Genomic DNA, 14,771 nt, shown 5'->3' on the forward strand with positions numbered 1-14,771 from the left:
CCTTAACTTGTCAGGCCGGACTTAACGGGAACGATAAACGATGCGGCCCTTGGTCAGGTCATAGGGAGTCATTTCGACTTTGACCTTATCACCAGTCAGAATGCGGATGTAATTTTTGCGCATTTTGCCGGAAATGTGTGCAGTAACCACATGTCCATTTTCCAGTTCAACCCGGAACATAGTATTGGGCAGCGTATCCACTACCGTACCTTCCATTTCAATACAATCTTCTTTGGCCATTCAGCCTTCCTCTATCTGTTGTCAGATCCACTAATAAAACTAGGGGGCTCAAGCAAGTGCGCTATTGTGCCTGAAGCGGAGCCAACAGGCAAAGTTCAGTTGCATTGCAACCATTGACCATTCAAAAGCAGCTGCACCGGACGGTAGTCGAGCTTGTAGCTCATTTTTTTGCAGGATTTGACCCAATAGCCCAAATAGACAAAGGGTAAAGTCTGTTGGCGGGCATATTCCAGTTGCCAGAGGATGGCAAACACACCCAGACCGCGATTTGAATCAGGATCATAAAAGGTGTAAACCGCCGAGAGCCCCTGTGGCAGCACATCCACTACCGCCACCGCCAGCAAGACCCCTTGGCCATCCCGAAAGCAGAGGAATCGCGTTTCCTCCCGCCCCTCCACCAAAAAGCCATGAAATTGCTGGGGACTGGGCGGGTACATATCACCATCCCAATGGCGCGCCTCAATATAGCGGGCATAAAGGAAATAGATTTCATCGGTCAGTTCGGGGTGCTCCCAACTTACCTGTAAGTCTTGATTGCGCCGCCAGCAACGCTTTTGGCTTTGCCGTGCCTTAAAGGTTTTGCTCGGTACCCGAATAGAGATGCAGGCCTGGCAGCTTTCACAATGCGGGCGATAGAGGTGTTTACCACTACGACGGAAACCTAAATCACTGAGGTAAACATACCCCTCGGTATCAACCCGAGCATCCGGATCCAAAAATACTGTTTTTGCCTGCTGCCCTTCAATGTAACTGCAGGGGTGTTCGGATGTGGTATAAAATTTGAGCTCTTCAAACTGCATCCTGCCTGCCCCCTTGATCCAGTCGTAAGCCTCGATGTTGTGCGATGCACTCTGTTAAATTTGTGTGTGCATTAATGGCATCTTTCAATAGGCATTCAAATTCCCGCCGGCTGAATTGTTGCGCCCCTAAGCTGAGCAAGTGATCCGTGCGCATTTGGCAATCAATTAACTGGCAGCCCCATTGCTGTAATTGCCGAGTCCAGATAATTAAAGCAGTTTTAGAGGCATTACTGCGGTGGCTAAACATGGACTCACCAAAAAATGCCGCCCCGATTGCCAGCCCATACAAACCACCCACTAATTGCTGGTTATGCCATACCTCTACAGAGTGGGCCCAACCCAACTCATGCAAGCGCTGATAAGCCGCAATCATGCTTGGCTGAATCCAGGTACCTGACTGCCCCTCACGGGGAGTACTGGCACAAGCCGCAATCACTTGTGAGAAGGCTCGATTTACACTGACTTCGTACTCTGCTCTGCGCAGCTGCTTCGCCATGCTACGACTAACATGTAAGCTCTCAGGTAAGAGTACGCAACGAGGAGCTGGGCTCCACCACAAAATGGGCGAGTCCTCATCAAACCAGGGGAAGATCCCCCGCCGATAGGCGAGCAGCAAGCGCTCAGGACTGAGGTCACCTCCGGCTGCCAAGAGGCCATTCGGCTCATCCAGTGCCGTTGCCGTAGGCGGAAACCAGAGTCGATGATCAAGCCAGGGTAACATGATGGCATCCACTACAATCGAATTAGGAAAGGGGCCAGTCCCTTATTCCAGGTGGGACAACATCCTTTCCACCAAGCACAAGCCAGTGGGGGAGGGCATGCAGTGCCAAGCGAACTATGGCTATAATAACAGCCATTTCGATCAAGCCCCATAAAGGACTGATTTTGCAAGCGAAAAAGACGCTTAAACAAGAACGGGAACAACTCTGGGACAGCCTCTGGCAGCTCGCCAGGGAAGGGCTATTGCTAGTTTTGGTAGGCCTCTGCGCGTTTGTCCTGTTAGTCCTCTTTACCTTTGATCCAGGTGACCCCGGTTGGAGTCACCTGGGTTGGAACAGCAAAACCCTTAATGCCGGTGGCAACCTGGGAGCCTGGATGGCCGATATTTTATTAGCCCTATTTGGGGTCAGCGCCTTTTTATTGCCCGTTATTGTGGTCGGCAAAGCCTATTGGATCCTCAAATTTTGGAAGGCGCCTAACTGGGCCAGTGGCTTAATGCTGACACTGCGAGTCAGCGGGCTCCTGGCGCTGCTTGCCAGTGTCGCCAGCCTGGCCGCATTACACTTGGATAACAGCCAGTTGCGCTACCCTTATACCGCCGGCGGCCTACTGGGCCAAAATCTGGCCCCGCAACTGTTGTATTACCTGGACTTACTGGGCAGCAATATCCTGCTGACCCTAACTACCATGCTGGGTATTTCATTACTCACCAACTTCTCCTGGTTAGACTTGTGTGAGCGTCTGGGCAAGGGAGTCTATGCCTTGTCGCAGCTCTGGCAGCAAGCACCGAGCGCTAAAGAAAAGGCCCGCGACTCGGACTACATCAAACTCGATAGCAGTGAAATTGATACGCTATGGAATCAGGCCTCAGCCCCACCCGCTAAGGATATTCCGGTATTGGATGACATCCTCGACAGCGACACTCAACGTCCGGGCAAAACTGAACCGCGCTTTAATCTGGATGAGCCCAGCCTCACTATGGCCGTTCAACCGCACCCCACTCTGGATGACAAGTTAAGTCCCCGTATGGGCGAGTCGCTGAACGACACCCCGGATGAACCCGATGCCAATAGCCTTAGCTGGCGTGAGCGCCCCATCGCCGCGGAAGAAGTTGAGGCCGCCCTCAATTGGCAACCGCAAGCCAAGCCACGAGTTAGCAGCCCGCCGCCCCAGGTCAACCTGGAACCTGCACCTGCACCTGCACCTGCACCTGCACCTGCACCTGCACCTGAAAACAGTTTGCCGCCGCACCGCCCCCTTAGCATCAGCCCACTCGGGCGCCAATTGGATGTCGAGGACGAGGAGCTAGCCCATACCGCCCCCGCCACCCCGGCGCGGGTAGCCCTCTCGACCATTCCTTCACTGGAGGTGCTGGATCCCGCCGACAACAACAAAAACATTGGCTACAGCGCAGAAAAGCTGGAAGAAATGTCCGCCCTGCTTGAGGCCAAATTATTGGATTTTGGGGTCAAAATTGAAGTCGTGGCAGTGAACCCCGGCCCGGTCATTACCCGCTTTGAGGTGCATCCGGCACCTGGTGTCAAAGCCAGCAAAATTACCAATCTGGCGAAGGATCTTGCCCGCTCGTTAGCCGTGATGAGTGTCCGTGTTGTGGAAGTCATTGCCGGCAAATCGGTGATCGGCATTGAAATTCCGAATGATAAACGGGCCATGGTACGCCTGCGTGAAGTGCTGCAGGACGATATCTTCCAGCACAGCAAGTCCCCCTTACCCCTGGCACTTGGTCACGATATCGGTGGTTTCCCGGTGGTGGCCAACCTCGCCAAGATGCCGCACTTACTGGTAGCAGGAACCACTGGTTCAGGTAAGTCAGTCGGGGTTAACGCCATGATTCTCAGCCTGCTGTACAAATGTACGCCAGAGCAGGTGAGGCTCATCATGGTAGACCCGAAGATGCTGGAACTCTCTATTTATGATGGTATTCCCCATCTGCTCTGCCCAGTCATTACTGACATGAAGGAAGCCGCCGGCGCCCTGCGTTGGTGTGTGGGGGAGATGGAGCGTCGTTACCGTCTGATGGCTTCGGCGGGGGTACGTAATCTGGAGGGCTACAACCGCAAGCTGGAAGAAATGGCCGCCCGGGGTGAGTATCTGCCGGATCCATTGTGGAAAGCCGAAGAGTCACTAGAAGCCGAGCCTCCCATCCTCGAGCCGTTACCCTATATCGTGGTGATTATCGACGAATTTGCCGACATGATGATGATGGTTGGCAAAAAGGTCGAAGAGCTGATTGCCCGCATCGCACAAAAAGCACGGGCGGCAGGGATTCACCTGATTCTGGCGACTCAGCGCCCCTCAGTGGATGTTATTACCGGCCTGATCAAAGCTAACGTACCTTCACGTATTGCCTTTCAGGTTTCCTCCAAAATTGACTCCCGTACCATCCTTGATCAAGGCGGGGCAGAGAGCCTGCTCGGCAACGGCGATATGCTCTATCTCCCTATCGGCACCAGCATTCCGGTGCGGGTACATGGTGCCTTTGTGGCCGATGATGAGGTGCATCGCACCGTAGAGGAATGGAAACTACGTGGCGAACCCGACTATATCGATGACATCCTCAATACGCCGGAGGAGGGCAGTGGTCCGGTCGATACAGCTGGAAACTATGAAGAAGAACAGGATCCCCTGTACGATGAGGCGGTAGCTTTTGTGATTGAATCACGCCGTGCCTCTATCTCTGCGGTACAGCGCAAACTTAAAATAGGCTACAACCGAGCAGCCCGCATGATTGAAGCCATGGAAGCCGCCGGTGTGGTTTCCAGTCCCAATCACAGTGGTAACCGCGAAGTCATGGTTCCTAACGCGAAAGAATATTGAGGTAAGTTCGTGTTTAAAGCATTCCTGGGCGGCCTTCTGATGTCCGCCACCCTGTTGGTTCAGGCCGCTGAGCAGCCAGTACAGGCCTTTCAGCGCATCCTGGCACAGCATAAAACCCTGTCTGCCGAATTCTATCAGGTGGTGGCCGATGCCAATGGTCGCCCATTACAACAAACCACTGGCCGGGTAGACCTGCAAAAACCTGACCGTTTCCGCTGGGAAACCGATGAGCCCTTTGCCCAGTTATTAGTCTCGGATGGCCGCTATTTATGGCTGTTCGATAAAGACCTGGAGCAAGTTACCAAACAACCGCTGGATAAGCGTGCCACCCATACCCCCGCTTTGCTGCTGAGCAATGATGTCAGCTCACTGGAGCAGTCCTTCGATATCCAGGGTCATTTTGATGGCCAATCGCTATGGATGTTCCTGTTGCGTCCTAAAGATAACGAGAGCCTGTTCCAGGAGCTGCGCATCAGTTTTAAAGATGAAAAGCTGCTGGAAATGATGTTTGCCGATACCCTGGGCCAACAAACGCGGATCAGCTTCAAGCGTGTTGAAGAAAACGCCATGCTGCCCGCGCAACTGTTTGAGTTTGTCGTGCCCAAAGGGGTCGATTTGATCGAGCAGCCCTGAGGCGCCCATGAAGGATCTGTTTGCCGACCAACAACCCTGGCAACCCCTGGCCAGCCGTATGCGTCCACGTAATCTGGACGAATACATTGGCCAGACCCACCTACTTGGCCCGGGCCAGCCCCTACGTCAGGCGCTGAGCCAGGGCCGTCTGCATTCAATGATTCTGTGGGGCCCCCCCGGCGTCGGCAAAACCACCCTGGCCCGTCTACTAGCTAATCTCGGCGAAGCGGAGTTTGTTACCCTATCTGCAGTATTGGCGGGGGTAAAAGACATCCGTGAGATGGTCGAGCAGGCCCGCCAACGTCAATACCATGGGCGCAAGACGCTCCTCTTTGTCGATGAGGTCCACCGCTTTAATAAAGCGCAACAGGATGCGTTTTTACCCCATATTGAAGATGGCACTCTGCTGTTTGTTGGCGCCACCACCGAAAACCCTTCCTTTGCCCTTAACAATGCGCTGCTGTCCCGCGCGCGGGTTTATCTGCTCAAGCCCATCGAGCAGGACGCCATCCTGACTTTACTCCAACAAGCCCTGCAGGACCCTGAGCGGGGGTTGGGACAGCTGTCCCTGCAGCTGAGCAGTAGCCAGTTACAACGTCTGGCGCTGGCGGCCGATGGCGATGCCCGCAGTGCGCTCAATCTGCTTGAAGTGGCCGCCGACCTGGCAGAAGTGGATAGCGACGGGCAGCGCTACCTGGCCGATAGCCTGCTAGATGGGCTGCTTAAACAAGGCCGACGCCGTTTCGATAATCAAGGCGACGTGTTTTACGACCAGATCTCCGCCTTCCACAAGTCGGTGCGCGGCTCCTCTGCAGATGGGGCACTCTACTGGTATGCCCGTTTACTCGATGGGGGTTGCGATCCGCTCTATGTTGCCCGCCGCTTGCTGGCCATCGCCTCAGAAGATATAGGCTTGGCCGACCCTCGGGCACTCGAGGTCACACTCAATGCCTGGGATATTTTTGAGCGGGTAGGCCCAGCCGAAGGCGAACGCGCCATTGCCGAAGCCGCGGTGTACTGCGCCGTTGCCCCCAAGAGCAATGCCCTCTACAGCGCCTGGAAAGCTGCCAAGCGTGCAGTCCAGCAACATGGCAGCCTGGAAGTACCCGCCCATCTGCGCAATGCCCCCACCCAGTTAATGTCTTCTCTTGGCTACGGCGCCGAATATCGCTACGCCCATGATGAGCCCGATGCCTATGCGGCAGGGGAGTGCTATTTACCCGAGCCCCTGGCCCAGCAGCGCTTTTATCAGCCCAGCGGCAGAGGACTGGAGCGCAAAATCAGCGATAAGCTCGAGTATCTGCGCAGCCTGGATCAAGCCAGTCCACGCCAACGTCTGAGCGAGTCTGATAAGGAGTCGCCATGATTTGGCTGATGATTGCCGGTGGTGGAGCCCTGGGGGCGCTGCTAAGATATGGCGTCAGTAGTTATTTCGCCCTGCATTGGCGCCACTGGTTGCCTTGGGGCACCTTGCTGCTTAACCTAAGCGGTTCCTTGCTGATAGGCATCGCCTACGTTCTGATTGTCGAGCGTGGGTTATTACCTGCCAGCCTGCGCCCTCTGCTGATGACCGGCTTTTTAGGCGCATTAACCACCTATTCCACCTTTGCGTTGGAAGCGGTGGCTCTGTTTGAACAACACCTACCACTACAGGCCCTGCTGTATATGGGGGCTAGCGTGTTTGGCAGTGTACTCGCCGCCGCACTAGGGGTGGGTTTAACCCGGTTTATTTTGAGCTAACGGATAGACTTCAAGATGTTGGATCCCAAGTTACTGCGTACCCAGCTCGAGGACGTAGCCACCTTATTGAAAAAGAAAGGTTTTCACCTGGATGTTGATAGCTATCAGCGTCTGGAGTCATCCCGCAAAGACCTGCAAATCAAAACTGAGCAACTGCAGAACGAGCGTAACATCCGCTCCAAGTCAATTGGTAAAGCTAAGGCCTCGGGTGAGGATATCGCTCCCTTAATGGCCGAAGTAGGGCGCCTGGGGGAAGAGCTGGATGCCGCTAAAGCAGAGCTGCAACAGGTGCAGGACCAGCTGAATGCCTTGCTGCTGGCGATGCCCAACCTGCCACACGAATCCGTGCCCGCTGGTTTAAGCGAAGATGACAACGTCGAAGTTCGCACCTGGGGTGAGCCCACTGCGTTCGACTATGAGCCTCGTGACCATGTTGAGTTAGGGGAGCGTCTGGGGCTCGATTTTGCTACCGCCGTCAAGCTGACCGGCTCCCGCTTTGCCACCCTGCAAGGCCCCCTGGCACGCCTGCACCGCGCGCTGATTCAGTTCATGCTCAACACCCATACCGGTGAGCATGGCTACACCGAAGTCTATGTACCCTACATGGTCAACAGCGACTCCCTGTATGGCACCGGCCAGCTGCCCAAGTTTGCCGAAGACCTGTTCAAGCTACAGGGTGACCAGGAGTACTACCTGATCCCCACGGCGGAAGTGCCCGTTACTAACTTCGTCCGTGATGAAATTATTGACGAAGCCAAGTTACCGCTACGCTATACCGCCCATACCCCCTGTTTCCGCAGTGAGGCTGGCGCCTACGGCAAGGATACCCGTGGCATGATCCGCCAGCACCAGTTCGAGAAAGTCGAAATGGTGCAGATGGTTCACCCCGAGCAGTCCTTTGCCGCCCTGGAGGAAATGACCGGCCACGCCGAGAAAATCCTGCAATTGCTGGGCTTACCCTATCGGGTGATCGTGCTCTGCGGCGGGGATATGACCTTTGGCTCCGCCAAGACATATGACATTGAGGTCTGGCTACCTGGGCAAAACAAGTACCGGGAGATTTCATCCTGCTCCAATATGACGGACTTCCAGGCACGTCGCATGCAAGCGCGCTACCGTAGCAGCGTCAGCGGCAAGCCAGAGCTACTCCATACCCTGAATGGCTCAGGTCTGGCGGTGGGGCGCACTCTGGTTGCCATCTTGGAAAACTACCAACAGTTGGATGGCAGTGTGCGTATCCCTGAAGTATTACAGCCCTACATGGGCGGTTTGACCGAGCTCAAGCCGGCTTAAATTAGCCACCGCTTGCCTCGTCTCTGACAAAAGGAGCCGCCGGCTCCTTTTGTTGCTCTACCCACCCGCTAGCTAAGGAATGGATGCCATGTCGAGTAGTAGCAGCGAAACCGCTTCAGCCACTCCACTGGAAAGCACACCTCACCCAGGCGTGTCCTTTCGTGAGTTTGTGATCTACATCGCTTTCTGCATGGCGATCAACGCGCTGGCCATTGACATCATGCTGCCGGCCTTGCCCGACATTGGCCAGGCACTGGCAGTCAGTGATGCCAACCACACCCAGGCCATCATCATTGTCTACCTGCTTGGGGTGGGGGTGTCGCAATTACTGTTTGGCCCCCTGGCCGATGCCTTGGGCCGCAAACCAGTGATGCTGGCCGGACTCAGTATTTTCCTATTAGCTACCCTGATTTGTACACTGACGGAAAACTTCACCCTGATGCTGCTGGCCCGTTTACTTCAGGGCATAGGGGCAGGGGCACCACGGGTATTGACCATTTCCATGGTGCGGGACTCCTATCGGGGTGCCTATATGGGCAAGGTGATGTCGCTGGCCTTGATGATTTTTATGGCCATCCCGATTCTGGCCCCAAGCCTGGGTCAGTTGATTTTATGGATTGCCCCCTGGCGCACCCTGTTTATCGTGTTATTACTGGCGGGCATGCTGTTACTGCTGTGGACTCACTGGCGCATTCCGGAAACCCTGCGCCCGGCACATCGCCGTTCATTCCGCCTTAACGTCATTGCTACAGGCTACGCCGAAGTACTCAAACATCGGCAAAGCATGGTTTATACCCTGGCGATGGCCGCTATCACCGGCAGCCTGTTTGGTTTCTTATCCAGCGCCCAGCAAATCTTTGTCGAGGTGTTTGAGCAAAAAGAGACCTTCACCCTGTTATTTGCCTTGATTGCACTATGCATGTCGATTGCTGCCTTTGTGAACTCCCGCCTGGTGGTGCGCCTGGGGCTGCAGCGCCTGTCCCATGGCGCCCTGGCTGGTTTTTGGCTGGTTAATCTGGTGTTTGTGCTGCTGGCCGCCAATAGTCTGATCAGCCTGCCTGGCTTTATGCTGATCCAGGGGCTTAGCCTGTTTCTGTTTGGTTTTATCGGCTCCAATTTCAATAGCTTAGCGATGGACCCCCTGGGACATCTGGCGGGCACAGCGTCCTCCTGCATTGGTTTTATGACCACCACCGGCGGGGCCGTCCTTGGCTTTGCCATAGGTCAGCATTTTGATGGTTCTGTCTTGCCCCTGGCGGTTGGCAATGCCATCCTCGCCACTCTGGCCGGAGCCCTGCTGCTCTGGCATCTGCACACTTCTGAACAACACTAAGGACAGCTTATGCAAGGTCATCCTGATGTTATCGCCGCCCTCAACCGCCTGTTGGCAAGCGAACTGAGCGCAGTGGATCAGTATTTTATTCACTCCCGCATGTATGAAGACTGGGGCCTGACCAAGCTGTATGAGCGGATCGGCCATGAAATGGATGATGAAAAAGGCCATGCCGACATCCTGATCAAGCGCATTCTGTTCCTGCAGGGGATGCCCAACGTTGCCCAGCGCGATGCTCTGCGCATTGGCCAGGACGTGCCCAGCATGCTGGCTAATGACCTGTTGCTGGAACAGGAAGTAGGGGAGGCCCTCAAGGATGCCATCGCCCTGTGCGAACAGGTACGTGACTACCAGACCCGTGATCAGCTCTGCCAGCTGCTGGAAGACACCGAAGAAGATCATGCCCATTGGCTGGAGCAACAACTGGGGCTAATCAAGCTAATGGGGTTGGAGAACTACCTGCAAAGCCAGTTGTAACTGTTCACTATGCGCATTCTGCATACCTCTGACTGGCACCTGGGCCAGCATTTTTATGGTAAGAGCAGGGCAGCTGAACATGCTGCCCTGATCGACTGGACTCTACAGCAGGTCAGTCAACACCAGGTCGATGCCCTCATTCTCGCCGGAGATATTTTTGATAGTGCCACGCCCCCCAGCTACGCGCGGGAGCTGTACTATCGCCTCGTTCAGGGGATGGCGGAACGCAATACGACCCTGGTGATTCTGGCGGGTAACCATGACTCGGTAGCAGTACTGGAAGAAAGCCAACAGCTGCTGCGCAGCTTTGGCACTCTGGTGATTGCCAAGGCCCAAAGCGAACCTGACCAGCAGCTCTTTACCCTGCGTAATCGTCAGGGCGAAGAGGCCGCCATCCTTTGCGCTATCCCATACCTGCGCCCCCGCGACCTGTTAGTTCGCCAGGCCGGTGAATCCCTGGAGAGCAAGGCGCAAAACCTGGCGCAGGCCATCGCGCAGCATTACCAGCAGCTCTATCAGCAAGCCTGCCTGCTGCGGGAACAGAGCAAACGACCGCTCCCCATCATTGCCACAGGTCACCTCACCACGCTGAACAGCCAGCGCTCAGACTCGGTGCGGGATATCTACATCGGCTCACTGGAAGCCTTTGATGCTGGTCATTTTCCACCTTTTGATTACCTTGCTCTTGGCCATATTCATCGCCCTCAGCAAGTTGGCGACAAGCCACACTTTCGCTATAGCGGCTCCCCCCTGGCACTGAGTTTTGATGAGGCCCGGCAAACCAAATCCATGGTGTTACAGTGCTGGCAGGAGGGTCAGCCTCAAGCAGCGGAGCTAATTCCCATTCCCTGCTGGCAGCCTCTATGGAGCTGGCGTGGTGACCTGCAACAGCTCCCCCAGGCCTTGGCTGCAGTGGACTGGCCCAGTCAGCCCCTGACCTGGCTTGATCTGCAAATAGAAGATCAACACTACCTCAGTGACCTCGCCAGTCGGGTAGAGGAAATCCTCGCCCCATACCCGCTAGAACTGCTCCGCCTACGCCGGGTGCAGCAACAACAGCGGGGCATTAGCCAGGACCTCCAACTGAATTTGCAAGAGCTCAGCCCCCTGCAGGTATTTACCCAGCGTTTGCAGCAGGAGACCCTCAGTGCAGAGCGCCAAGCCAGTTTAACCACGCTGTTCTGTCAGCTGCTGCAGGAAGTCAGTGAAGAGCAGGATGCCAGTACCGCCGAGAACGAGTCCCCATGCGCATAATCAGTCTGCGTTTGCGTAATCTCAATGCCCTGCGGGGTGAATGGAAAATCGCCTTCGATCAACCGCCATTGCGTGATGCAGGTCTCTTTGCCATTACCGGCCCGACCGGTGCAGGCAAAACCACCTTGCTGGATGCGATTTGCCTGGCGCTCTATCACCAAACGCCACGCATGCGCACCCTGTCACAGAGCAGTAATGAACTGATGACGCGCCACAGCGCCGATTGCTTGGCGGAGGTCGAGTTCGAAGTAAAGGGGCAGGGTTATCGGGCGCTGTGGAGCCAGCGCCGGGCACGGGGCAAAGCCGATGGCAATCTGCAACCGCCACAGGTGGAACTGGCCCGCGCCGATGGCCAGCTCCTGGCGGATAAGGTGCAAGATAAGCTGCGCCTGACCGAAGAGCTAACAGGTCTCGACTTTGGCCGCTTTACCAAATCCATGCTACTTGCCCAGGGGGGCTTTGCCGCCTTCCTGCATGCGGATGCCAATGAACGGGCAGCGCTATTGGAAGAACTGACCGGCACCGAGATTTACGCCCAGCTGTCCCAACGTGCTTTTGATAAGCAGCGTTACTGGCGCCAACAACTCGATACCCTGGATGCCCAACTCCGCACCCTGGCCCTGTTAAGTGAGGAAGAACGGCAGCAGCGCCAAGCCCGGGTAGCCGAATGTCTGCAACAGCGCCAACAGCTTAGCCAGCAGCAACGTCAGCTGGAACAGCAATACCAGCAGCGTCAGCAGTTGGAACAACTGCAGCAACAGCAACAACAGCTACAACAGCGCTGGGATGCCCTACAGCAGCAGCGGCAGGCTGCCAGTCACAATCAACAACAGTTAAATCAGGCCCTGCAGGCTGCACAGCTCGAACCCCGTTACCTCAGCTGGCAACAGCATCAGCAGCAATGCCAGCAACTGCAACAGCAGCAACAGCAGTTAGCCGAACAACAGCAACAGCTAGAACAGGCACTGCAGCATAGCCAGCAGCAAGGTGCCAGCTTAGCCCGTCAGGGCCTGGCCAAGGTACAGCTTGAATTGGCGGCCTGTCGTCAGCGCCTCGCCCAACATCAGGACTATCTGAGCGAGCATGCCCAGGATGCCGAGCTGGAACAGCAACTGCCGCCGCTCAAAGAGGAACAGCGCCTGTTACTCAGCCAGCAACAACAACTGCAGCAACTGGCCGAGCAGCAACAGCAGTTACAACAGCAGGAAGCAGCAGGGCAGGCCCGCTTGCCGGATCTGCAAGCAGCCTACAGTGAGCGGCAACAGCAACTACAACAGCTTGAACACCAGCAGCAACTGCAACAACAGGCGCGTCATCAGTTGCTGGGGCAGGACAGCGCCAGCAGCCTGCAACAGCGTTGGCGCTATCTGCAACAACGTGGACAGGCACTGCAACAGCTGCTCAAGCAGGAGCAGGAGAGTCAGCAACGGCAGCAACAACAGGACAGGCTGCTGTTACTGCAACAGCAACAGCAGAACCAAAAGCAGCTCCTGCAACAGCAACTACAACAGGTCAGAGAAGCCTATCGGCACAGCAAAGAACGCCTGGCCGATAAGCGCCAGTTATTAGAACAGCAGCGCTTGCTGCGTTCCCTCAGTGAACATCGGGATGCCCTGCAGCCCGGCCAGCCCTGTCCACTCTGCGGTGCCACCGAACATCCTTTGATTCAGCACTATCAGCAGCAGGTCAGTGAAGCACAGCGCGAGGCTGAGCTACAGGCCGCCGAGCAGGAGATGGCTGAGCTTGAACAACAGGGCCAAGCACTGCGGCAACAAGAGGCAGCCCTCAGTGCCAGTCTGAACCACCTGCAACAGCAACTGGCGGAGCTGGCCGAGCAACAGCAGCAATACCAACAACAGTGGCAGGCGGAGCGGCAACAGTGGCAGATCGATAATGATCTGAGTCAGGCAATGGCCCTTAACCAGCAGCAACTCGCCACTTTGGAACAACGCCTGAACTCACTTGAGCAGCACCAGCAGGCGCTGGATACCCTGCAGCAACAACAGCAACAGTTGCAACGCCAGGTCGAGCAGGCACAGCAGCAGCTCAACCAGCAACAGCAGCAGCTGCATACCCTGCAGCAACAGCGCCAGTTGCTAGCGAAGCAGCAACACCAGTTAGAACAGCAGTGCCTGCACAGCCAGCAACTATTGCAGCAGGCCCAGCAACACTGGCAGCTCAGCCAGGCGCCTGACTGGCTCACATGCCTGGAGCAACGCCGCCTAGCCTGGCGTGAGCAACAACAACTGCAACAGCAGTGCCTCCATGACCTGTCCCGTTTAACTGAGCAACTGAACACTTGGCAGGCGCAACAGCAACGTTGGGGTGGCGATGACAGCTCCCCCACACAGAGCACCGAACTGTCCTTAACCACGCTGCAGCAGCAACTGCAACAGCAGGGGGATGCCCTGCACCAGTTACAGCAACAACAGGCCAGCCTGGCTGGACAATGGCAACGCCTGCAGCAACAGCTCCTGGAGGCTGAGCAGCAACAACAGCAAAGCACTGCGGATTGGCAACAAGCCTTAGCCGCCAGTCCCTTTACCAACGTAGAGGACTTTAGTGCCGCCCGCTTGGCCCCGGCGCAAATCGAATCCCTGCAACAGCAGCTCCAACGTCTGGCGGAGCAGGAGCAACAACTCAGCGCATTACGCCAGCAAAACCAGCAACAGCTGGCTGACTTTGCCCAGTTATGCAACGAGCTGGGCTCCCTGAGCGAACTCCAAAGCCGTCTACAGCAGCTAGGAACACAATTGGAGCACTGGCATGCCGAACAAGTCCGGCTGCAAACCGAGCTGGATCAGGACCAACAACGGCGTCAGCAACAACAGCAACTGCTTGCCCAGCTGGAGCTCAGCCGCCAGGAGGCAGAGTTATGGCAGCAGCTCAATGCCTTGATTGGCTCTGCTGATGGGGCCAAATTCCGCCGTTTTGCCCAGGGGTTAACCCTGGATCACCTGCTGCAATTAGCCAACCAACACCTGCAACGTCTACATGGCCGTTATCGTTTGCAGCGGCAACAGCAGACGGAGTTGGATCTAGTGGTGGTGGATAGCTGGCAGGCCGATGCACAGCGCGATACCCGCACCCTTTCCGGGGGGGAAAGCTTCCTGGTCAGTCTGGCCCTGGCGCTGGCCTTATCCGATCTGGTCAGTCATAAAACCCGGATTGAGTCACTGTTTCTGGATGAAGGCTTCGGCACCCTGGATGCGCAAACCCTGGATATGGCCCTGGATGCCCTCGATAACCTCAATGCCAGCGGCAAGATGATCGGGGTGATTTCCCATATCGAGGCGCTGAAAGAACGCATAGGGGTACAAATTCAGCTACGTAAACGCCAGGGGCTGGGCATTAGCGAATTGGACAATCAGTTTGCCTATCGGCCTGACTGATCCTCAGGCGGCGCACTGTTAACAGCCAATCATCGCCGCGCAAAAGGCTTT

The 14,771-nt window shown here is 55.9% G+C and carries 12 protein-coding genes; 9 read left to right on the forward strand and 3 right to left on the reverse strand.

Annotated elements, in window-relative coordinates:
- Positions 1 to 21: 21 nt before the first annotated feature.
- The 3 genes from infA to aat form a co-directional block, all read right to left on the reverse strand.
- Entirely contained in the window at positions 22 to 240 is a 219-nt protein-coding gene (infA, locus tag Q334_RS0110810) for a translation initiation factor IF-1 (protein ID WP_027313218.1), read from the reverse strand.
- A 95-nt stretch (positions 241 to 335) separates the two neighbouring features.
- Positions 336 to 1,040 carry an arginyltransferase gene (locus Q334_RS0110815; protein WP_035461331.1) on the reverse strand — a complete coding sequence of 235 codons (705 nt, stop codon included), beginning with the start codon at positions 1,038 to 1,040 and terminating at the stop codon, positions 336 to 338.
- The gene (gene aat / locus Q334_RS18850) at positions 1,030 to 1,761 is read right to left on the reverse strand and encodes a leucyl/phenylalanyl-tRNA--protein transferase (protein ID WP_081414424.1); all 732 of its coding nucleotides are present in this window, start codon (positions 1,759 to 1,761) and stop codon (positions 1,030 to 1,032) included. Before aat ends, Q334_RS0110815 begins: the two co-directional genes overlap by 11 nt.
- A 116-nt stretch (positions 1,762 to 1,877) precedes the next feature.
- Here aat and Q334_RS20615 point away from each other — a divergent pair, with 116 nt between their 5' ends.
- The 9 genes from Q334_RS20615 to Q334_RS0110865 all read left to right on the forward strand — a co-directional run bounded on the left by Q334_RS20615 (position 1,878) and on the right by Q334_RS0110865 (position 14,720).
- Positions 1,878 to 4,598, forward strand: a complete 2,721-nt coding sequence (locus Q334_RS20615; RefSeq protein WP_051527721.1) for a DNA translocase FtsK — start codon at positions 1,878 to 1,880, stop codon at positions 4,596 to 4,598.
- Positions 4,599 to 4,607: 9 nt separating this feature from the next.
- Positions 4,608 to 5,231, forward strand: a complete 624-nt coding sequence (gene lolA, locus Q334_RS0110830; protein WP_051527722.1) for an outer membrane lipoprotein chaperone LolA — start codon at positions 4,608 to 4,610, stop codon at positions 5,229 to 5,231.
- Between the two features lie 7 nt (positions 5,232 to 5,238).
- Positions 5,239 to 6,597 (forward strand): replication-associated recombination protein A, encoded by a 1,359-nt coding sequence (locus Q334_RS0110835; protein WP_027313222.1) that lies wholly within the window; start codon positions 5,239 to 5,241, stop codon positions 6,595 to 6,597.
- Entirely contained in the window at positions 6,594 to 6,971 is a 378-nt protein-coding gene (gene crcB / locus Q334_RS0110840; RefSeq protein WP_027313223.1) for a fluoride efflux transporter CrcB, read from the forward strand. The genes Q334_RS0110835 and crcB overlap by 4 nt, the downstream gene beginning before the upstream one ends.
- Before the next feature lie 15 nt (positions 6,972 to 6,986).
- The gene (gene serS / locus Q334_RS0110845; protein WP_027313224.1) at positions 6,987 to 8,264 is read left to right on the forward strand and encodes a serine--tRNA ligase; all 1,278 of its coding nucleotides are present in this window, start codon (positions 6,987 to 6,989) and stop codon (positions 8,262 to 8,264) included.
- An 88-nt stretch (positions 8,265 to 8,352) separates the two neighbouring features.
- Positions 8,353 to 9,597 (forward strand): multidrug effflux MFS transporter, encoded by a 1,245-nt coding sequence (locus Q334_RS0110850; protein WP_081414425.1) that lies wholly within the window; start codon positions 8,353 to 8,355, stop codon positions 9,595 to 9,597.
- Positions 9,598 to 9,606: 9 nt separating this feature from the next.
- Positions 9,607 to 10,074, forward strand: a complete 468-nt coding sequence (bfr, locus tag Q334_RS0110855; RefSeq protein ID WP_027313226.1) for a bacterioferritin — start codon at positions 9,607 to 9,609, stop codon at positions 10,072 to 10,074.
- A gap of 9 nt (positions 10,075 to 10,083) precedes the next feature.
- Positions 10,084 to 11,328: an exonuclease subunit SbcD gene (gene sbcD, locus Q334_RS0110860; RefSeq protein ID WP_027313227.1), complete on the forward strand. Its 1,245-nt coding sequence runs from the start codon at positions 10,084 to 10,086 to the stop codon at positions 11,326 to 11,328.
- Positions 11,319 to 14,720, forward strand: coding sequence for an AAA family ATPase (locus tag Q334_RS0110865; protein ID WP_027313228.1), 3,402 nt, complete (start codon positions 11,319 to 11,321; stop codon positions 14,718 to 14,720). The genes sbcD and Q334_RS0110865 overlap by 10 nt, the downstream gene beginning before the upstream one ends.
- Positions 14,721 to 14,771: the final 51 nt, after the last annotated feature.

Origin of the sequence: Balneatrix alpica DSM 16621 (assembly GCF_000619885.1) — a bacterium.
Classification (GTDB): domain Bacteria; phylum Pseudomonadota; class Gammaproteobacteria; order Pseudomonadales; family Balneatricaceae; genus Balneatrix; species Balneatrix alpica.